General features: G+C 38.7%; 20 protein-coding genes. 13 read left to right on the top strand and 7 right to left on the bottom strand.

Features of this window, described 5'->3' with window-relative positions:
* Position 1: 1 nt before the first annotated feature.
* The 3 genes from PKC55_RS09250 to PKC55_RS09240 all read left to right on the top strand — a co-directional run bounded on the left by PKC55_RS09250 (position 2) and on the right by PKC55_RS09240 (position 3,316).
* On the top strand, positions 2–1,246 hold the full coding sequence (locus PKC55_RS09250; protein WP_291124027.1) for an MFS transporter: 1,245 nt from the start codon (positions 2–4) through the stop codon (positions 1,244–1,246).
* Complete coding sequence (hemN, locus tag PKC55_RS09245) at positions 1,224–2,591, top strand: oxygen-independent coproporphyrinogen III oxidase (protein ID WP_291124025.1); 1,368 nt, start codon at positions 1,224–1,226, stop codon at positions 2,589–2,591. Before PKC55_RS09250 ends, hemN begins: the two co-directional genes overlap by 23 nt.
* Positions 2,592–2,815: 224 nt before the next feature.
* Positions 2,816–3,316 carry a hypothetical protein gene (locus PKC55_RS09240; RefSeq protein WP_291124023.1) on the top strand — a complete coding sequence of 167 codons (501 nt, stop codon included), beginning with the start codon at positions 2,816–2,818 and terminating at the stop codon, positions 3,314–3,316.
* An 81-nt stretch (positions 3,317–3,397) separates the two neighbouring features.
* Here PKC55_RS09240 and fabG read toward each other — a convergent pair whose 3' ends face one another.
* The 3 genes from fabG to PKC55_RS09225 all read right to left on the bottom strand — a co-directional run bounded on the left by fabG (position 3,398) and on the right by PKC55_RS09225 (position 5,765).
* Positions 3,398–4,138 carry a 3-oxoacyl-[acyl-carrier-protein] reductase gene (fabG, locus tag PKC55_RS09235; protein ID WP_283685639.1) on the bottom strand — a complete coding sequence of 247 codons (741 nt, stop codon included), beginning with the start codon at positions 4,136–4,138 and terminating at the stop codon, positions 3,398–3,400.
* Positions 4,139–4,175: 37 nt separating this feature from the next.
* Complete coding sequence (locus tag PKC55_RS09230) at positions 4,176–4,769, bottom strand: TetR/AcrR family transcriptional regulator (protein ID WP_291124020.1); 594 nt, start codon at positions 4,767–4,769, stop codon at positions 4,176–4,178.
* 204 nt (positions 4,770–4,973) lie between these two features.
* Positions 4,974–5,765 carry a TrmH family RNA methyltransferase gene (locus PKC55_RS09225; RefSeq protein WP_291124018.1) on the bottom strand — a complete coding sequence of 264 codons (792 nt, stop codon included), beginning with the start codon at positions 5,763–5,765 and terminating at the stop codon, positions 4,974–4,976.
* Between the two features lie 127 nt (positions 5,766–5,892).
* Between PKC55_RS09225 and PKC55_RS09220 the strand changes: the two genes are divergently transcribed.
* From PKC55_RS09220 to PKC55_RS09200, 5 genes are read left to right on the top strand one after another with little or no spacing between them, the layout of a single operon-like run.
* Complete coding sequence (locus tag PKC55_RS09220) at positions 5,893–6,549, top strand: DUF5715 family protein (protein WP_006841542.1); 657 nt, start codon at positions 5,893–5,895, stop codon at positions 6,547–6,549.
* Positions 6,550–6,582: 33 nt separating this feature from the next.
* A complete protein-coding gene (truA, locus tag PKC55_RS09215) occupies positions 6,583–7,335 on the top strand; it encodes a tRNA pseudouridine(38-40) synthase TruA (RefSeq protein ID WP_324372780.1) in 753 nt (250 codons plus the stop codon).
* On the top strand, positions 7,332–8,501 hold the full coding sequence (gene nhaA / locus PKC55_RS09210; protein ID WP_135106591.1) for a Na+/H+ antiporter NhaA: 1,170 nt from the start codon (positions 7,332–7,334) through the stop codon (positions 8,499–8,501). Before truA ends, nhaA begins: the two co-directional genes overlap by 4 nt.
* Before the next feature lie 18 nt (positions 8,502–8,519).
* Complete coding sequence (locus PKC55_RS09205; protein WP_291124015.1) at positions 8,520–9,419, top strand: EamA family transporter; 900 nt, start codon at positions 8,520–8,522, stop codon at positions 9,417–9,419.
* A gap of 11 nt (positions 9,420–9,430) precedes the next feature.
* Positions 9,431–10,072: a DUF3256 family protein gene (locus PKC55_RS09200; RefSeq protein WP_291124014.1), complete on the top strand. Its 642-nt coding sequence runs from the start codon at positions 9,431–9,433 to the stop codon at positions 10,070–10,072.
* A 3-nt stretch (positions 10,073–10,075) separates the two neighbouring features.
* Here PKC55_RS09200 and PKC55_RS09195 read toward each other — a convergent pair whose 3' ends face one another.
* The 4 genes from PKC55_RS09195 to PKC55_RS09180 form a co-directional block, all read right to left on the bottom strand.
* The gene (locus tag PKC55_RS09195) at positions 10,076–10,780 is read right to left on the bottom strand and encodes a 16S rRNA (uracil(1498)-N(3))-methyltransferase (protein ID WP_291124013.1); all 705 of its coding nucleotides are present in this window, start codon (positions 10,778–10,780) and stop codon (positions 10,076–10,078) included.
* An 84-nt stretch (positions 10,781–10,864) separates the two neighbouring features.
* Positions 10,865–11,434 (bottom strand): xanthine phosphoribosyltransferase, encoded by a 570-nt coding sequence (gene xpt / locus PKC55_RS09190; RefSeq protein ID WP_135106583.1) that lies wholly within the window; start codon positions 11,432–11,434, stop codon positions 10,865–10,867.
* Between the two features lie 11 nt (positions 11,435–11,445).
* On the bottom strand, positions 11,446–12,828 hold the full coding sequence (locus PKC55_RS09185; protein WP_135106581.1) for a nucleobase:cation symporter-2 family protein: 1,383 nt from the start codon (positions 12,826–12,828) through the stop codon (positions 11,446–11,448).
* Positions 12,829–12,852: 24 nt separating this feature from the next.
* Positions 12,853–13,521, bottom strand: coding sequence for a DUF2625 domain-containing protein (locus PKC55_RS09180; RefSeq protein ID WP_283685631.1), 669 nt, complete (start codon positions 13,519–13,521; stop codon positions 12,853–12,855).
* 457 nt (positions 13,522–13,978) lie between these two features.
* Here PKC55_RS09180 and PKC55_RS09175 point away from each other — a divergent pair, with 457 nt between their 5' ends.
* The 5 genes from PKC55_RS09175 (at position 13,979) to PKC55_RS09155 (ending at position 21,431) form a co-directional block, all read left to right on the top strand.
* A complete protein-coding gene (locus PKC55_RS09175) occupies positions 13,979–16,300 on the top strand; it encodes a monovalent cation:proton antiporter family protein (RefSeq protein ID WP_324372773.1) in 2,322 nt (773 codons plus the stop codon).
* Between the two features lie 47 nt (positions 16,301–16,347).
* Positions 16,348–16,812 (top strand): GNAT family N-acetyltransferase, encoded by a 465-nt coding sequence (locus tag PKC55_RS09170; protein WP_291124011.1) that lies wholly within the window; start codon positions 16,348–16,350, stop codon positions 16,810–16,812.
* A gap of 58 nt (positions 16,813–16,870) precedes the next feature.
* Positions 16,871–18,175: an anaerobic C4-dicarboxylate transporter family protein gene (locus tag PKC55_RS09165; RefSeq protein WP_291124010.1), complete on the top strand. Its 1,305-nt coding sequence runs from the start codon at positions 16,871–16,873 to the stop codon at positions 18,173–18,175.
* Positions 18,176–18,185: 10 nt separating this feature from the next.
* On the top strand, positions 18,186–18,776 hold the full coding sequence (locus tag PKC55_RS09160; protein WP_006841553.1) for a sugar O-acetyltransferase: 591 nt from the start codon (positions 18,186–18,188) through the stop codon (positions 18,774–18,776).
* 87 nt (positions 18,777–18,863) lie between these two features.
* Complete coding sequence (locus tag PKC55_RS09155; protein WP_324372770.1) at positions 18,864–21,431, top strand: BamA/TamA family outer membrane protein; 2,568 nt, start codon at positions 18,864–18,866, stop codon at positions 21,429–21,431.
* Positions 21,432–21,777 lie beyond the last annotated feature (346 nt).

The raw sequence follows: 21,777 nt of genomic DNA, 5'->3' as shown, positions 1-21,777 counted from the left end.
TATGGGAATAAACATTCAAAAAGGAGAAAAGCTATTTACATTCTTTTGCCTGTACATTGCACAATCTATACCGATGAGTTTCTTCTCTACGGTGATACCTGTAATTATGCGGCAACAGAACTTCTCGCTCGAAAGTATAGGTATGCTCCAATTGCTAAAACTCCCTTGGATACTAAAATTTCTATGGTCTCCTGCGGTCGACCGTTCTACTTTTAGAATAGGTGATTTTAAAAGATGGATTTTCTCCTCAGAATTAATATATGCATCCATCATATTTGCTGTCTCTTTTCTCGATTTTCAAACCACACCTTATCTTATCATTGGGCTTGTAGTATTATCTTTTATCGCTTCAGCCACACAAGATATTGCAACCGACTCTCTTGCTGTTCTGTCTTTTAGTAAAAAGGATAAGAGCCTTGCAAACAGTATGCAGTCGATGGGAAACTTTGCAGGTGCTATGATTGGCGGCGGCATATTATTGTTACTCTATCATAAATTCGGGTGGGGAAATCTATTGCCATTCCTTGCTGTATTTGTTATTATAGCTCTGATTCCTCTAATATTTTTCAAGAGGGGAAATAACCAAGTAATCATAAAAGCAAAACAAGAGAAGAAGCCAACCCCCGACGATCTTCTTGGCTTTTTCAAACAAAAAGGTATCTGGAAACAAGTTGTCTTCTTATTTGTATATTATGCAGGTCTTATTGGAGTGTTAGCCATGCTTAAGCCCATGCTGGTAGACTATGGCTACAACATGAAAGAAATAGGCGTCATGTCGGGGATTGTAGGTACATCTATTGGCTGCCTTGCTTCTTTTGGGGGAGGCTTTATCGTTCGAAAAATAGGTAGACATTCCGCTCGAATATTGTTTGCCGTTTTCACATTGATTACCACTATCTATTTCTGCCTGTTAGTATCTGCTCTTCCTATAAATATAGCAACTCTGCATTTAGGCATCTCATTACTTTGGGCAAGTTATGGTATGGCGGTCATTGTTGTATATACCACAGCTATGGACTGTGTACGCCCGGGTTTTGAAGGAACAGACTTTACAATACAAACTGTGATTACACACCTGAGCGGAATTATTATGGGTGTAAGCTCCGGTAAAATAGCAGCAATGATAACATACAAAGGACTCTTTGTTGTGGAAATGTGTATCGCAGCCATATCTCTGGCATTTATCTTATTTGCATTCAAACTTAAAGCACCGAAAGAACAAAATGAAACAAGAATTACTGAATAAATATAGCATCCCGGTTCCAAGATATACAAGCTACCCTCCGGCTAACCTTTTCAATGAATCATTTACTGCCGATTCATATAAGGCGGCTATTATACAATCGAATAAACAAAACCCTCAGCATATATCCATCTATATACATATCCCTTTTTGCTATCACATGTGCTATTATTGCGGCTGTAATTCACAGTTGCTCAAAGACAAAAATGTAGTAAAAAAGTATATAGAGACCTTGAAAAAGGAGATACGGATGGTGCTTCCCCTACTCGACCATAGTCGTAAAATATCACAAATACACTATGGAGGAGGAACACCCACGTCACAGCCTGTCTCCGTACTAAAAGAAATCAACCGGATAATCTTATCCGAGTTTGAATGCATCGAAAATCCGGAAATTGCCATAGAATGTCATCCCGGATATCTGGATGAAGACTATTGGAATGATCTGATTGATGCAGGATTCAATCGAATAAGCATTGGCATTCAAGATTTTAACGAAGAGGTTTTGAAGGCTTCCGCCCGTAAGCCATCACGAATGGCGATAGAGGATATAATACACATACTCAGGAGTAAAGGTATATCTGTAAATATGGATTTTATATACGGACTACCTCTACAGACTCCTGAATCTTTTGCAGAAACCATTAATAAGGCAATATCCCTCAAGCCGGACAGGATTGTCACTTTTTCTTACGCCCATGTTCCTTGGGTGAATGAGTTACAGAAAAATCTTGAAAAGGTAGGCTTACCATCAGTTTCTACAAAAAACGAAATATACGAAACAGCTAAGAAATTGCTAATCGATGCTGGATATAAAACGATAGGGCTCGACCACTTTGTATTAGCAAACGATGAGCTCTACGAGGCTTTACAAAGAAAATCACTGCATCGCAACTTTCAAGGATACTGCACCCGACGCACCACAGGTCAGGTTTATGCATTCGGAAATACCGGGATCAGCCAACTTTCTACAGCCTACAGCCAAAATGCAAAAGATCTGAACACATATATATCATCAGTAAATGAGGGTAAATATCCCATAACTAAAGGGTATATACTGAATAAGGAAGAGCAAATTACCCGTGAAGTAATAGCTTCACTAATGTGTAACTATACAGTAAGTTGGTCGGATATAGCGAACCGAATGAATATGTCTGAAAAGGAAGTAAGAAATGCCCTGAACTACAACAAAGAGCAACTCTTTGATTTTCAAAAAGATGGAATTATTGAATTTTCGGAAGATCACATTACTGTATTACCGGAAGCTGCTCCCTTTGTCCGCAATGTTGCTGCTTCGCTGGATAAACTGATGGTAAATAACGAGAAACGTTATTCCAAATCGGTATAATCAATTTTTGGGTAATAGTTTATTAAAGAAAAAGATCTTTCAAGCATGGCTTAATTAATAAAGAATGTATATCTTTAACAAATAGATTAAAAATTAACATTAATACTATGAAAGCTTATTCACAAATATTACTTCTTTTCATCTTTATGTCCTGTCTTTTTATATCCTGCAGCAATGATAAAGACTTACTAGAAGAAAATAAAACATACACATTTCATTCTATTATGTGGAAGTTAGAGGAGGGAGATAAACAAGAGGTAATAGAAGACCATAGAAGCATCTCTATCCATAACAACGTAGACGAACCAGCTATAATAACAAATAAATCAGAAGATTACATTAAAGACTATTCCCATTTTCATAACTCAGAGGATGCAGAACTATTAGCCCAATTAATGGGTGAAGATTATACTGTCTCTATACCATCTGAGATCAGTCTCTTATCTTCTGATTATGTTTATTATTCGGGTAAAGAAGCTCCGCTACGCATTGGAGAAAAAGTAGAGCTAGAACCTTCCACAAAGGTTAAAGAATCTACAACATTACCACCACATAGCAAGTTAACTACTAATGTGACGATATATCAAAATAAAATAACAGCCACATATCGCATTCGTCTAGTGGCAGACGATGGTTCTTTTGATTACAAAGATATACATGGAAAATGGACCGGCGTATTTTTAAGAAATATGGAAAGTAGCTCTGTCGTTGAAGAAATAAAATAAAAACGAATCATTGGACAACATAATAATAAAAAACGGCTTCAATATAATTTGAAGCCGTTTCTATTTTGATACAATATGTTTTTACATACCTCCTGTTACAGGAATAACTTCTCCTGTAACATAAGCGGACAAATCCGATGCAAGGAATACAGCAACATTCGCTACATCCTCAGGTGTTCCTCCACGACGTAACGGAATTTGCTCTGCCCATTTTTTCTTTACATCTTCAGACAATACTCCTGTCATTTCTGTAATGATGAATCCCGGACAAATACAGTTTGCACGAACATTTCTCGAGCCGAGTTCTTTTGCGACAGATTTAGCCAAGCCAATCATCCCTGCCTTAGATGCAGAATAGTTAGCTTGTCCGGCATTACCGTTAAGCCCAACGATAGAACTCATATTTATGACATTTCCGCTCTTTTGCTTCATAAATATTGGAGTAAGTGCGTGAATAAAGTTGAATGCAGACTTTAAGTTTATATTGATTACCATGTCCCATTGCTGTTCAGTCATACGCATCATCAGTCCGTCACGGGTAATCCCTGCATTATTTACAAGAATATCTATCTGTCCGAAATCTTTAGCTATTTCTTCTACCACTTTATGAGTGTCTTCAAAATTTGCAGCATTAGATGCATATCCTTTTGCTTTCACTCCAAATTTTTCAATCTCTGCTTCAGTCGCTTTTGCGTTGTCATCTATAGCTAAGTCAGTAAATGCAATATTTGCTCCCTGCTCTGCAAATTTAAGTGCGATGGCTTTACCTATACCACGAGCTGCACCTGTAATAATAGCGGTTTTACCTTCTAGTAATTTCATAATTTAAAGTATAAATTAAATTTATATAGTTTACAATCTACTTTTTCTTCTTTTTTATTCCCTCAAATATAAGGTAAGCAATATTTTCTCTTTGGGATTCGGTTTGCAGGCTCTCTGCTCTAATCTGCCCTCTGATGTAAGGTACTTCCAATCCTTTGAGCGCATGGTGAAGTATTTCAGCTGTAGCTTGAGTGTCGGGCATCTCGAAAGTACCCTCTTCCACTCCTTTGTTCAGAATATCTTTCAGTACCTGAATTTCTTTTCTATCAAACGATTTCCTTACATTTTGCACACGCCAGATATCACGGAAGAAATCGGCTTTCAATGTACCATTCCTTGCCACAACATTTTTCACTGCATCAAATCGCGTATAAAAAAACAAAAGAAGTTTCTCGTCTGCAGGAAGATTCTTATTTGCTACAGTCTGCAAAGCATGGTACATCTGATCGAGCTCCGTCTCCAGAACCGCCTGATACACCTCATTCTTATTATTGAAATATGTATATAGTGTCCTCCGCCCTTTGTGCGAAGCTACTGCAATATCATTCATGGTGGTATTTTCCACCCCCAACCTTGCAAATAGCTGACGAGCTACATCTATCAGGATATTTCGGGTTTTGTTTATGGCCATAAACTAAATTTGCACACAAATATTACAAGTGTGCAAATTTAGCATAAAAATATTGAATACATAAGATTTTCCTTTGGTTTTATCACTTTTAGGAATTTTATACATACAGAATAAGTATAAGCCTACTCATGCTTTTATCCTGTCGACTACGTATATATCAATAGCAAATGCTAAAGACAAGTCATTATGGGAGGTTCCGGAAGTTTAAAAACCTCTCTGTCTCATCGCCTCAAAAGTAAGGATAGCGGTAGAGACAGATACATTTAGAGAATCGATCTTACCCCTCATTGGAATCTTTACACGATAGTCGGCGTTATCGAGCCAAAAGTGAGTCAATCCATCTGCTTCTGTACCCATAACGATAGCAGAGGGTTTAGTAAAATCAGTATCCTGATACCATTGTGAAGCATTCAGTTCAGCAGCAAACGCCTTTATATTTTTACTTTTCAAATAGCTCAATGCTTCCTGAGATGTACAAACGGCTGTCTGCACAGTAAAAAGACATCCTACGCTGGAGCGTATTGCGTTCGGATTATAGATATCAGTGGCAGGATCGCAAACAATTACAGCATCAGCTTGAGCTGCATCGGCCGTACGTAGAACAGCGCCTAAATTACCGGGTTTTTCTACAGATTCGAGTATAATAAGGAACGGGTTATCTGAAAGGTTAAGGTCTGCCAACGTATGTCCTTTGGGTTTAGCCAAAGTTAAAAGCCCGTCAGAGCCTTCACGATAGGCTATTTTTTCGAAAACGGCTTCCGAAACTTCAAATTTTTTATTGTCAGATACAGATTCAAGAACATGGGGATAATCTGTTTTCACAAACAGTTCGGGACATACAAACACCGAGTCAACCTCATAGCCCGCCATCAGAGCAAGATTTAATTCGCGAGCCCCTTCTATTATAAATAAATTTTGCTCTCTCCGTTCTTTTGCTTTCGAAAGCTTTACAATATTTTTTATCCTCGCATTTTGCAGGCTGACAATTTTTTCCATTATATGCTAATTGTTATCATAATGCAAAAATAAGAATTAATTACCGACAAAATCCTGTTATTTTATACCTTTGTAAGCTTTATTAGACAATCAATTTATATATACAACTCTAAACGATAATTATTTTATGAGATATATCTGGATGCTTTCCGTTGGTATTCTATTCTTAATAAGTTGCAGCACAAAAGGAAAAAATAAAGAAGAGGTTCCAACCGAGCCAAAGAAATATACTCGTTTCAACGGGAATTACAATCTCACATTCAACGATTTACCGGACTTACATATCGAGGCCGCCGAAGCAAACGGCGTAGGACCTTTGGAGACAAGAGCAGACACTGCATTATATCAGGACAAGCTTGTACGTATCCCAATAGAACTGGACATTTACCGTGTTGATAAACTTACACACTCAATGCCTTTTCTAGTTCCTAAAGCAGCAAATTTACTATCCGAAATCTGTATCAACTTCAGAGACTCGCTCATCAGTAAAAAAATGCCGCTTTATAAACCGATCATTACGAGCATAACACGCACCAATGATGATGTAAAAGGGCTAAGCAGAAGAAATAGAAATGCAAGTGATAATTCTGCACACCGTTATGGAACAACAATAGATATAGCGTGGACACGATTTGACAAAGTGAACCCAACAGACAGCCGGGTTTTGGACGACGGCAGACTAAAAGCCATATTGGGGCAGGTTTTGCATGATCTGCATGAACGCGACAGATGCTATATCAAACATGAGAGAAAGCAATCTTGCTTTCATATCACGGTAAGATAATTTTTAAATAAGCAATTGGCTGCTGCTAAAAATATGAAACGTTACTTTATATACCTTGCATACAATGGAGAAAATTACTGTGGTTGGCAAATACAGCCGAATGGTGTATCGGTACAAGAAACCATAGAGAGGGCTCTCACAACGTTACTGCGTACTCCGACAACAATAGTGGGTGCGGGGCGTACCGATGCGGGTGTGCATGCGCGAATGATGGCAGCACATTTTGACTATGAGACTGAAAATCTTGATTTACCGCTTCTCGCCAAAAAATTAAATAGCATACTCCCTAAAGATATTTCGATATATAATATTGTAAAGGTAAAACCCGATGCTCACGCACGTTTTGATGCAACAAGCAGGCTATACAGATATTATATCACTACAGAAAAAGATCCTTTCTTACATCATTTGAAATATAAAGTACATGGAAATCTTGATATAGATAAGATGAATGCATGTGCTGATATCTTATTCGAATATGAAGACTTTACGAGTTTTAGCAAGTTGCACACCGATGTAAAGACGAATAATTGTACCATTCTAGCTGCGCAATGGGAGAAAAAAGGCAATGATTACATCTTCACCATCAAGGCAAATCGCTTCCTGCGCAATATGGTACGCTCCATAGTGGGCACATTGCTGGAAGCAGGAAAAGGGAAGATAGATTCGGGAGAAATGCGAAGGATTATAGAGGCTAAAAACAGAGGTGAAGCCGGAATATCCGTTCCGGGACATGCTCTTTTTTTAGAAGAAATAGAATACAATAATGACATTTTTATACAATGAGAATAAATATTCTTAGCGGTAGGACATTAAGAGGGTTCATGGAAAGTGAAAAGTCAGGAGGACTTGTGCTTATTGTTTGCACAATCGTCTCCATACTTTTGGCAAACTCATCATGGATTGGAGAACAATACAGAGGCATCTGGGAATTTGGGGTAGGAAGCCATAGCGTTGCCGAATGGATAAACGATGGTTTGATGGCGGTATTCTTCCTGTTGGTAGGACTTGAACTTATACAGGAAATATACGAAGGAGAGCTATCTAATATAAAACGTGCGATGTTACCCATATCCGGCGCATTAGGCGGCATGTTAGTACCCGCAGGTATTTATATGTTTCTCAACCACGGCACACCTACCCTATCGGGTTTTGGTATTCCGATGGCTACGGACATTGCTTTTGCATTGGGTATTTTATCCCTGTTGGGCAATCGTGTGCCTACTTCCTTGAAAGTGTTCCTCACGGCTCTGGCTGTAATTGACGATCTGGGAGCAATTATCGTAATTGCCATATTTTATACATCCTCTCTATCGTGGGTTAGCTTGCTGATGGCTTTAGGAATATTTGTTCTTTTATTATTGTTGAATAAAAAATTCCATGTCAATAATATGATCCCTTACATTGTCGGGGGGATCGTCATGTGGTATTTTATGCTCAACTCGGGAGTACATGCCACTATCGCAGGTGTATTATTAGCTATAACGATCCCTTTCAAGAAAAGGGAAAAGAAATGCATGTCGAATCGTTGGCAGCACTTTTTGCACTACCCTATAGCTTTCGGAGTATTACCTTTGTTTGCTTTGGCCAATACAGCAATGATAATAGAAGGAAACTGGGATCAGTCCATAGGTGAACCTTTCGCACAGGGTATCCTGCTAGGACTCATTGTAGGAAAACCAATCGGAATCACTCTCTTTAGCTTTATCTTTGTGAAAACAGGTATTTGTGCCTTGCCAAGAGGAATCAATTGGAAGGGGCTATTGGGTGCCGGCATGCTTGGAGGAATCGGATTTACAATGTCCATTTTCATTACCCTTCTTGCCTTCGATGATATACATTATATCAACGAATCAAAATTGATGATACTGCTGGCCTCTTTGGCTTCAGGTATTATCGGCTATACATGGCTAAACTTCGTGATGAAAAAAGAAAGAGAACGAATTTCGTAGATAATAAGATTTAAATAAATGTGGCTAGCTCTCGCCTTTGTTTCAGCGTTCTTCCTTGGATGCTATGATATTTGTAAAAAAAAATCAGTAGATGGAAATGCAGTAATTCCCGTATTATTTCTTAACACGCTTTTTTGTTCCTTATTGCTGCTTCCGTTGGTCGTTATATCAAAAATATCACCCGATTCTCTGTACGGAACAATTGGATATGTTCCATCGGTGTCGATAGAAACTCACGGATATATTTTTGTAAAGTCGGTTATTGTACTTACATCATGGATATTCGGCTATTTCGCTATCAAACATCTTCCCCTGACAATTACAGGGCCCATAAACGCCACACGCCCCGTTATGACTCTGGTGGGAGCATTGCTGATATTCGGTGAGAGGCTCAATTTATATCAATGGATAGGGGTGATTATCACTATTATTTCATTCTTCCTGTTATCCCTTTCGGGCAAAAAAGAGGGAATCAGCTTTCACAAAAACAAATGGATACTCTTTATGATTCTGGCTGCTATAGCCGGTACAGCAAGCGGGCTATACGATAAATTTCTGATGCAGAAATTCAGTTCTACCGCAGTTCAATTCTGGTTCAACTCGTACCAATGTCTGCTGATGCTGATCGTGATGATTGTATTATGGTATCCTAAAAAAAAGAACAACACTCCTTTCAGATGGAAATGGAGTATTATCTTAGTTTCTGTTTTCCTTACGATAGCGGACTTTGTGTACTTCTATGCCCTTACAGACCCGGATGCAATGATCTCAATCGTATCTATAGTAAGGCGCAGCAGCGTGCTTGTTTCTTTTGCCGGAGGAGTACTCTTATTCCATGAAAAAAACTTAAAAGGAAAAGCGATAGACCTTGTTTTAATAATCATAGCAATGTTTTTCCTATATTTGGGGACAAAATAATTCGATACAAAATGAGAAAGTTTATACTTGCAATTATTATCATATTCAGTACTGCCTCCGGTGTTTCAGCTCAAGATCTGAAAACAATTTTTCTTGCTATGCCCGAAAACATGATTACAGGACTAGACGCAGCCGGAAAAGAAAAACTACTTTCCAATCCGAATGATACTACAGGCATTACAGCTCCAAGGGGTTCTTTTGGAGAAGTAGAAAGAATTGGCATTTCTTCTGATTACATATCCCTGCAAACTTCCGAGGCCGGAACAGTTCAGATAAAGCTTTTGCCTTTGATAAACGAGTCGAAAATAATTTGCGTTGTAAAGACTGTTTGTGGAAAAGCGTGCGACAGTCAAATACAATTTTATACTACACAATGGTTTCCAATACCTCAAAATGATCTGTTTCCGAAGATAAACAAGGATACTTTCATTATAGCAAATACAGACAAGAATAGCCAAGAATTTCGCAACGCTTATGCTGCACTGGATATGAATCCGATAACAATAGATCTTTCGCCCGACAGCACATCATTAGAAATAAGTTACGATATAGAGAATTATCTTACCGGGGAAGATTACAAGATGATAGAGCCTTTCCTTATCGAAAATCCTAAACGCTATACATGGGATAAGCTCTCTTTCAAGCCCGAATAAGTGCTACCAGTTTAGCACATGGATAGAATGACATGCGGCTAATGCAGCCGTCTCGGTACGCAAGCGGCTTTCCCCTAAAGTAACAGGTTGAAAGCCATTTTTTATTGCCTCTTCTACTTCCTGCTCCGAAAAATCGCCTTCAGGGCCAATCAAGATCAGAACACTTTCCCCTAATTTATAAGCATCCTTCAACGATTTCTTTTCAGAGGGGTAGCAATGAGCGATAAATTTTTGTCCTTCAAAATCTTGTTTAACAAACTTCGAAAAAGATTGCATTTCATCCAATTGAGGAAGGATTGCTTTTTGCGATTGCTTCATTGCCGAAACGAGAATTTTCTCTATCCTCTGAAGCTTTATCTCTCTGCGCTCCGAATGTTGACAAAGAAGCGGAGAGAATCGATCTAGACCTATTTCTGTTGCCTTCTCGGCAAACCATTCGATTCGATCTATATTTTTTGTAGGGGCAAAAGCAATATGAATATTACATTCCCAGTTTTTGGGCTGTACTATTGTTTTCAGGATATTTACGTGACAATGTTTAGGGTTAGCCTGTATGATTTCAGCATCATAAAAACTCCCTTTCCCGTCTGTTAAAAGAATCTCATCCCCCTCCTTTTTACGCAGTACCTTTATACAATGTTGCGCTTCCTCGAGAGGTAATTCGGGATTACTCAATATATCGGGTGTATAGAAAATTGTCTTATCCATTCTTCTTAAAAATCAGATCCTCTTTACAAAGATACATACTTCTTCATAAAGAGGACACTACCAAAATGTTTAAATCACTTACTTCTATTCTTCAAAAATAATTTTATTCGCTCCCAATTCTTTTATTTTAGCTAGCGACTCTACATGAATCCCGAGCTCGCGCAAACGTCGTCCACCGTCCTGAAAGCTTTTCTCGATGATAAAGCCCATACCGTATAGTTCAGCGCCCGATTGCTTAATAATATCATATACACCTACCGCAGCATTTCCGTTTGCAAGAAAGTCATCAATAAAGACCACCTTATCATCCTTTGTAAGAAAATCACCACTTACCGACACGGTATATTCCTTGTCTTTTGTAAAAGAATATACTGTAGTAGACAACATATTCACCATTGTTTTAGGTACGGCCTTCTTTACGAAAACAACAGGCAGCTCGAGTAAGTATCCCAACATAATAGCCGGAGCAATACCACTAGCTTCAATTGTAACAACTTTGTTGATAGGCATATTCCCAAAACGACGAACAAATTCAACGCCTATCGATTTCATCAGGATAGGATCCATCTGATGATTGATAAAACTATCTACTTTAAGGATTCCCCCTTCAAAACTTTTTCCGTCTTTTAGAATACGATCTTTAAGTAATTTCATTGTAATATTTTTTATTCCTTAATACGGATAACAACATTAGCGATTATAGCAACTACACCTCCTGTAGTAATACCGGACGAGAAAATACCGCTTATGGTAGCAGGCATCTGCGAAAGAATATTAGGTACTAGTTCAACTCCCAGTCCGCATGCAAAGCTTACTGCAAGTACAAGTATTGCTTTTCTGTCGATATCCTGAGAAGCAATAATACGCACACCAGATGCAGCTACCGTACCGAACATCAAAAGTGTAGCTCCACCCAATACAGGCTCAGGCATAATAGAGAATATACCTCCAACAAAAGGGAAAGCACTCAGAATAACCAGAAATGCGGCAATATAATAACCTACACGACGACTGGCAACACCTGTCAACTGTATCAAACCATTATTTTGAGCAAATATTGAATTCGGGAAAGAGTTGAGTACCCCAGCCAAAGCGGAATTTATACCATCGGCCAATACGCCTCCTTGTACACGTTTCATAAATTTAGGACCTTCAATAGGTTCTCCACCAATCATCGAATTGGCAGTAATATCACCATAAGCTTCTATCGAAGTTATAAAGTAGATAAGAGCAACCGCGATAAATGCCGACAGGTCAAAGCCCAGACCGTATTTAAACGGCTGAGGAATTGTTATTGCCCCTATCGCTCCCATCTTAGAGAAATCTATCCAGCCCATAAAATAAGCAGTCACATATCCTATGATAATACCTATGATAATAGAACTCATGCGGATATATTTATTTCTTATACTGTTCAATACAAGTATAGAAACAAGAACAAGTGCTGCCAGACCTAAGTTCTGCATACTGCCAAATGATCTTGCACCCTCAACACTCATTGCATTGAAACCTCCTCCACAAGAAATAATCGCTACTTTTATAAGAGAAAGTCCTATCATTGTAACCACGATACCTGAAACAAGGGGAGTGATAATCTTTTTTGTATATTTAAGTAATCGGCTAACTATCATTTCCACAGGTGATGCGGCAATACATACTCCGAATATAGCGGCAAGTATAGCAGCTTCGCCCATATCACCTTTGGCGGCAAAACTAGCGGTAAGCGCACCAATGAAGGAGAAACTTGTTCCTTGTATACAAAGCAGGCCACAACCTACGGGGCCAAACTTACGGCATTGTATAAATGTAGATATACCCGATGCCAATAAAGCCATAGAAACAAGAAACCCTGTTGTTTCGACTGTAAAATTTAGAGCCTGGGAAATAATCAGCGGAGGGGTTATTATTGCTATAAATATAGCCAAAAGGTGCTGTAGACCGGCAAAGACAGCCTCTTTAAATGGAGGATTATCTTCTATCTGATAAATAAGATCTGTTTTACGAATCGGTTGGATAAATTTATCAACCTCATTTTCTGTCATTTCCATTTGAGCCTCCTTCTTTTTTGATTATTAACCTTTTATATTCATCGATTCCATATTGAAGCTATATACTTCTTCAATCGGAATAGCATTTCTTTCTATAGTATTGATGTCTTTAGCTTCTTCAGTCCACAAAAAAGGGAAAAAACTATATGCATAGTCAGGGCGCAGATGCATTACATCCTGTTGCCAGCCATCCCACCTCATACCGGGATAAAATTCATCCATATCTGTCTCGAAGCAGAATAAAAGAAACTGGCTATATTCCATTTCCAAAGGAATCCATTGAAGCATATCGGGAGCAAAGTAGTACAGGTTTCCGGTGTCTTCTCCCAAAAAACCGCCGTTAATTGCATAAAACCCGCCGATGGCATCGTCTGCAACCAATAAATATGGAGCAGGTTCTCCAAATTCAGAAAAAGATTTGCCCATATTCCAGTCGGGAAGAGTTCTTTTCATACGATCACTGCCTGATCCAAGAATACGAATCCATCCATTGTCGATTAATAGCCCGCCTGTTTCGTAGATAATTGCTCCCATCAGAGAGCGTGTGGTAACTTGTGCGTGTATCAGACTTTTTTCGGCTCGTTGACGCTCGCAAGGCAGAATTTCCACCTTGTTTTTGGCCTGATCAATCCATTTTTTTACAATCGGCCAACCCGGGTCTTCCGTGTTTACAAGCTCTTGTAGCGTACGCATTGGCACATATACTGATGGTAAAACGTCGTTTACCTCATTTTTAATTTAAGGTGCAAAAGTAGTATATTTATAGATATTCTCTAAATAATTAATGAAAGAATAATAGAATATATACGGACACACCACCAAACATACATTTAAACAATTGATTATAAGAACAAAATATCGGCCTAATCAATTATAAAAGAATACAAAATAGCAGCTGTTTGCAGTATTAAAAATCCCATTCAACAAAAAAAGAATGTCCAAGTTCCGACAATTTTTATTAAATTTATACCCATAAAAGCGTGAAATACTGTATTTTTAACCATTTCCTAATTGCTAGGATTACCGAAGGGTTAAATTATATTCACATATAATAGATTATATAGAGCATTCATTTGTAGATAAATAAACTATCCACATGAAACAGTTTTGTCTAAAAAGAAAGTTCTAGTTCACATATAAAATAAACATAATGACTCATTTACCATCTATAATTAGCGATTTAGCTTTTATATTGATAATTGCGGGAATAATAACCATCATATTCAAATGGTTAAACCAACCTTTAGTATTAGGGTATATAGTTGCAGGATTCTTGACAGGTCCACACTCCAGTTTTTTCCCTACAGTTACCGATGCTGAAAATATAAATATCTGGGCAGAGATTGGTGTTATATTCCTCTTATTTGGTATGGGGCTTGAATTTAGCTTCAAGAAACTCATCAGTAATGGAAAGACAGGATTTATAACACTCATCATGATTGCCATAGGGCTCGGTGTATCCGGTTACTTTATCGGGCTATGGCTCGGATGGGGGACATGGAACAGCCTTATACTGGGCTGTATGCTCTGTTTGTCGTCCACTACTATTATCGTAAAAGGATTCGAAGACCCAAAATATAGAGGCAAACGTTTTACAGAAGTAGTTTTCGGCATACTTATATTTGACGACCTTTTTGCCATCCTCGTCATGGTATTTATGGGAACAATTGCCGTAAGCCGCCACTTTGAAGGCACCGAAATGTTGCTCAGTTTAGGGAAATTGATCTTCTTTATGGTCGTATGGGTTGTATGTGGTATCTTCCTTATACCTACCTTTCTCAAAAAAGCAAAAAAATGGCTCAATGATGAAACACTGCTTATCATTTCCTTAGGCTTATGTTTGGGTATGGTAGTCTTTGCTACAGAAGTTGAACTTTCTTCGGCATTGGGCGCATTTATCATGGGATCTATTTTAGCAGAAACAATAAAGCTCGAAAAAATAGAAACCCTCACCAAACCTATAAAAGACTTTTTCGGAGCTGTCTTTTTTGTTTCGGTGGGTATGATGATGAATCCTACCGTAATACAAGAGAACCTCGTGAGTGTAATCATAATTACACTGGCAGTTTTATTAGGAAAAATAATATTCACTGCTATAGGGGCACGCTTATCCGGCGAATCGATGTTAGTATCCATCCAGTCGGGATTCAGTATGGCTCAGGTTGGCGAGTTTGCTTTTATTGTGGCAAGTTCGGCGATAGCCTATCAATTGGCCGACAATTTTATTTACCCTATCATTATTGCCGTTTCTATACTTACTACGTTTACGACCCCATACCTTATGGCTGCAAGCATTCCTTTCTATAATTGGATGATGAAAACCATACCCGACTCATGGAGGCAGAAAATACTTGAAAAAGACGAAAGGCTTGAAAATCCTAAAAATCAAAGTGACTGGAGTGTATTTTTAACTAATTACATATCGAATGTCATTGTTTTCATATCATTATGTATTGGTGCTATTATCGTTACATCGAGCTTCATCGCTCCATTTATCAACGAACATATAGCAGAACCTTGGGGAAATATTATTTGCCTTGTAATCACTTTTCTGGCTATCTCTCCAATTCTCAAAGGGCTTGTCTATAGAGGAGGGCAACAGCCTTACCTGATATTGAAACTTTGGCAACGAAGTGTAAAAAACCGGATTATACTATCTTCGTTAATACTACTTCGATTTATCATTGCTTATGCTTTTATCTATGTTCTCTTATGGCTGTTTCTAACCATCCCTATTTGGGTATCGGTACTGATTGCTGGCGTGCTTATCTTCCTTGTGATACAGTCGAAGCACCTGCTCAAGCTATATTGGAAAATAGAATACAGGTTTGTAGTAAACTTTAACCAGAGGATATTGGAAGAAAGACGAAGAAATTCCCTAAAGCAGAACGGTGGAGTAGTCGTTTACGATCTGGACAATACAAACTGGATAGAAAGCAACCTGTATGTAGGGAAATTCAAACTGGAACCCGGTTCTGAATATGAGCATAAAATGCTTAAGGATACCGACTTCAGGCAACGATACGATCTGATCATCATTACAGTACGCAGAGGCGAAGAAGATCTATATTTTCCGAACGGAGACTTTGTGCTAGAGTCCGGCGACCTGCTCTTAGTGGCCGGAAACATTATGAATATTGACCGCCTGATGACTATGAAGAATTGCATAACAATGTTCAAGAGTACTTTGCGTACAATACACGAATTTTCTAAGCAGCAAGACAATGATCCGCATTCCAACATCAAATGCATATCGCTCATCGTGGAAGAAAATTCTGTTCTGAATAACAAAAGCCTATACGAATCGGAAATGGGCAAAGAAAAGAAATGCTTTGTCGTGGGATTTGAGAGTAAAGGAACAGTTAAAATCAATCCTCCGGCAAATACAACCTTCTCTACTGGAGATATTTTGTGGATTATCGGAGATAAGCAAAGTATATATGGTTTTGTAAAAGAAAATCTTCATCTATAAAAAGTTAGAAAGATAAATCGGGATATAATTTTTTAGCAACAAGAATAATGAATATTTACAAAGCAACTTTGGATGATATTAGCGATCTGATCCAACTTCGGATTGATTTCTTGACAATGGATCAGGGACGTTTATCAGATCAGAAAAAAAAGGATATCCGGGCTCAACTAAAAGTGTATTTGGCAAAGCATATCCCGTTGGAAGATTTCATAGCTGTGATAGCTAAACACCCAACAGGCAAAATAGCATCTGCCGCATTCCTCATCATACAAGAAAGGCCTGCAAACCCTTCTTTTATCACAGGACTGACAGGTACATTGCTAAATGTTGTTACTTATCCTGAATTCAGGCGCAAGGGCATTGCTTCACAAGTTATTCGAGAGATCATAAATGAAGCGAGACAGAAAGGGGTTTCTTCTATCGATCTGTACGCAACAGATGACGGTAAGGAACTATATAAAAAATTAGGTTTTGTAGAGCCTTCATATACATCCATGCGCTTAAAATTATGACAGACAAAAACAATCATCTATTTTTGTCGTTATATTTTAAACATTTTGATCGCAATATATGCTGATTCAGTTTCTTTTTATACTTGCCGCAATTATTGTAGGCGCGCGTTTGCAAGGTATCGGCCTTGGAGTGATGGGTGGTCTCGGATTGGCTATTCTGGTCTTCGGGTTTGGTTTGGAGCCAACCTCCCCTCCTATCGACGTAATGCTGATGATAGTCGCTGTAATAGCAGCAGCGGGCTGTATGCAGGCAGCTGGCGGACTCGACCTTATGGTATCCCTTGCGGAAAAATTTCTGCGTAAACATCCCCAACGGATCACACTGTTCAGCCCAATCGTCACATATCTATTCACATTCGTAGCCGGAACAGGGCATGTCGCCTACTCCGTACTGCCGGTAATAGCCGAAGTAGCACGAGAAACGAAAATACGCCCCGAGCGACCTCTTTCAATTGCCGTAATCGCCTCACAGCAAGCCATAACCGCCAGCCCGATCTCTGCGGCAACGGTTGCCCTATTGAGCATGCTTGCCGGATACAATATATCCTTACTCAACATTCTAATGATAAGCATACCATCAACCCTGATAGGAGTCCTGCTTGGTGCATTAGTGAGTATGCGCATGGGAAAAGAATTGCATGAAGACCCTGAATATCTTAAACGCCTCGGTGCAGGAATGTTCAGCCAAGATAAAGTCTCTGACAAAAAAATATATAGTCTAAAAAGTAAGGCAGGGTTATCTGTCCTTATCTTTATATTGGCTACTGTTCTCATTATTCTTTTCGGGTCTATAGATGGGTTAAGGCAGATAGGAGGTAAAACGCTGAATATGCCCATCATTATAGAAATACTGATGCTTTCGGCTGCTGCACTCATTCTGCTCTTAACCCGTACTGATGGGATAAAAGCGGCTCAGGGGTCTGTATTCGTCGCAGGAATGCAAGCGGTAGTTGCCATCTTTGGTATTGCATGGATGGGAGATACTTTTATCAACGGCAATATGGAGCAACTTCGAGCTTCTATAGAAGGGGTGGTTACTTCCATGCCCTGGATATTTGGTGTGGCCTTATTTGTTATGTCTATTCTATTATACAGCCAAGCTGCAACCGTACGGGCATTGATGCCGTTAGGCATTGCTTTGGGTATATCACCCTGGATGCTTATCGCATTGTTCCCTACAGTCAACGGGTACTTTTTCTTACCCAACTACCCAACAGTAGTGGCTGCTATCAACTTTGACCGCACAGGAACAACCCGCATCGGACGATGGGTACTCAATCACTCGTTTATGATTCCGGGTCTGGTGGCTACGATCACCGCTGTATGCGTAGGGTTATTAATCATCACTTTAACAGGTCTATAAAATATACAAAATGAAAACGGAGAAAGAGAAAATGCTGGCAGGCGAATATTATGATCCGGGAGATACCGAATTAATTACACGCTGGCATTTGGCAAAAAAACTAACACAGCAATACAACCAAACAGCAAGCGACGATAAAGAAACGCTAGATAAATTGCTCGGTCAGATCCTTGGATCGAAAGGAGAAAACGTTTGGATTACTGCACCTTTTTATGTCGATTATGGTGAAAATATCCATATTGGAGACAATTGCGAAATCAATATGAATTGTGTGTTTCTTGATTGCAACAAAATAACAATCGGGAATAATACAGGTATAGGTCCCAATGTACAGATATACGCTGTTTCACATCCCGTAAACCCGAACGAACGCTTATCTTACAATACCGATGAGAATGCTGCGCCTTCGTTCTGGAAAATAGATTCGGCTCCTGTTACTATCGGTTCCAATGTATGGATATGCGGGGGATCTATTATACTTGCCGGTGTAACTATCGGCGACAATACTACTATCGGAGCAGGGAGTGTGGTCACAAAATCGATTCCAGCAAATTGTCTTGCAGCAGGCAATCCATGTAAAGTAATAAGAGAATTAAAGTAAATTGAGTTTGCTTTTCGTTTTTTTAATTACATTTACACCGATACTCTACAACAAAACATTATTACACCAGAAATAAACTGTAAAATATTGCTTAAACCACTCCTGAAATATTACATCACAATATTCAGCTTTATCTGCTTACACTTTACTTCGCTAAATGTATTGGCACAAGATAATGCGGATGATTCTATACCTGTGCGCATTGGGCAAAATATAGAAAAGCCTATCTATTCTAACGAAAAGAAAAAGCACAGTTCGTTTTACACCTGGGCGTGGGGAAAACATTACAGAGACGTATACTACAAACCCATCACAGCCAAAGCAGCGTCTTTAGATTCATCTTATGGAGGGCTATCCATTATCAGCGAACGCCCGATGCTTCATGCGTTTATTCTGAAGAACAAACGAGACCAGCTATTTATGCTAAAGCCACTTGGCGGTTCTTCAAGCTTTTTGGAGTCCAAATTTTTCAGAGATGTATATCATCATGAAGATTTTAAAGATACATATCTGGATGATTTTATTACTGAAGCGTATACAATCGTTCATCCATATATGTTTCTTGTGTCGGAAAAGTTGGCTAGGTCGGCAAATATTTGTTCGATGAATACCCGTATTTACTACATGCTTGATGACGGAACGGACACGATTATAGACGATAATCAACTAAAGAATAAGCTCGTGAGCATATCAGAGCTTCCCGCTTTGAAGAATAAAAAAATCCTCACCAATGTAGAGGCATTAATAGATAGCCTGCACAGTACAAATCCTACATCAGTAGATCAGAACTTATATATCAAGATGCGCCTGTTTGATATGCTTATCGGCGATTGGAACAAAGTATCGGAAAACTGGTATTGGGTATCAACGCAGAAAGGTGATTCTGTTGTATATCAACCTCAAGTGATAGACAGAAGCCATGCCTTCTCGAAAGTAGACGGCTTTCTCTTCAAAGGACTATTAGGGATGCTGGGTGTCGGCTTTATTACCAACTATGAAGCTCATATAAAAAATATCAAGAAAATAAATACACTGGCTCAGCCTCTCGATATTGCAATTACACAAAGAAGCACAGCCGAAGATTGGCAAGAGCAAGCACGAATATTAAAATTAGACTTAACAGATAGGGATATAGACAATGCGTTTTCAGCGCTACCGAAGGAAATGCAAAATGAGGATATCAACAAACTAAAAGAAAGACTTAAAGCCAGAAGAAAAAATCTGGAGGATATCGCTTTGAAATATTATAATACTACTTTACAAAAGAATCCGGTTATAACGGGTACAGATAGAAGCGAGAAGTTTGTAATAGATCAGAATGGAAAGGAATTGCACATACGCATCTTTGATAAAAACACCAATAAGCTCACTTTCGACAAAAAATATTCACCAAAACGGACGAAAGAGATATGGCTATACGGACTAGGAGGTGAAGACAGCTTCGAGGTAAATAAACGGAGAAGAAATATTGCAGTCTTACTTATTGGGGGTAACGATAATAACGACTATGATGTAAAACAAGGGAGTAACGTATTTATTTACGAGTCGAAGTCGGAGAAAGAACAGCTAAAAGCCATCAACAACGCAAAAGTAATTATCCCTAACGACGAAAATGCGTTGGAGTATGACTATCAGCGGTTGAGACATACATCACTTTCTGTGACTCCGATAGGAATCTATGACTCCGATTTGGGTTTGAATCTCGGAACATCCTTTTCATATACCGTATACGGCTTTAGACGAGCTCCTTATACTCGAAGACATCAGATAAGCTACGATTTAAACAATGGGTTTATATATCAGGGAATTTTTCCAAGCTATGATGAGAAAAAAAGCCTGCACGTATTGGCCCTGGTGGGTAGCCCTTCTTATTTTAGCAACTTCTTCGGGTTCGGCAACAACACGGATGGTTATAAAAATGAGAACAAGAACTACAATCGTGTTAATATCAAAAAGTACATGTTAAAGCCGTCTTTCTATTACAATATCAACAAAGACCAGACATTCAACATCTATACTTCCATAGAATCGTATCAAGTGAAAAACCCTAAAAATCGTGATCGCTTCATCAATACATTTTACGATGATGACAACTCGATATTCTCTACCAAATACTTTGTTGATCTTGGGGCGGCGTATGAGTTCAATAAAAAAATACAATCTTTTGTTTCGTCTGTCAAGTTCTCCGTTTCATCAGGATGGACTGTGAACGTAACCAAACCTCAGAACAATTTTGCCTATACAACAGGAGAATTCGGTTTGAATCTTAAACTAACAGACAGAATTACTTTTGCTACTCTACTTAAAGGAAAGAGCCTGTTCTCTGACAAATATGATTTCTTTCAGGCAGCAACAACCGAACTGAGAGGATATCGGAGTAACCGCTTCATCGGTCGTCATTCATTCTATCAGTACTCGGATATACGGCTTGATATGGGACGGCTCAACAATCCCCTCACACCACTTAACTATGGAGTGTTTGTTGGAGTAGATCATGGACGTGTATGGTATCCTAACGATGTTTCACAAAAGTGGCATTCCTCTTATGGAGGAGGATTCTGGCTAACATTACTCCGCAAATTCACAGGTAAATTCTCTTATTTTGGTTCGAGCGATGCCAACAGGCTAATGTTTGAGCTTGGTATGGGATTTTAAGTCTGCAGTTGAGAAGAAATCACTTGTTACGCTGTCATCCTAAACGACATGAAGAACCTCTTGCAAATAAAACAGACTGTGTTTTATAATCCATAATTTATCTTATATCAGTTACTGATCAGGACAAAAAGGTGACAGATAAAAACAGGCTAAAAAGTGTCACTTTTGTCACCTTTTATTCTCAAAACAGCTGATAAAAACATTATAATGTGACACTTAACAAGCTTCTGGGATTATCGTATAAAAATCGTATTTTGTCACTTTTTAAACTTTATAATGTTGGAAATAAAAAAGATGTTGGAATAAGTTCTTTTTCATAACTGTAAAAAATAATGTAGATTTGTAT

The organism is Dysgonomonas sp., assembly GCF_035323175.1.
Classification (GTDB): Bacteria; Bacteroidota; Bacteroidia; order Bacteroidales; family Dysgonomonadaceae; genus Dysgonomonas.
Note: the sequence above shows the minus strand (reverse complement) of the source record. Positions and strands in the feature narration are given on the sequence as shown.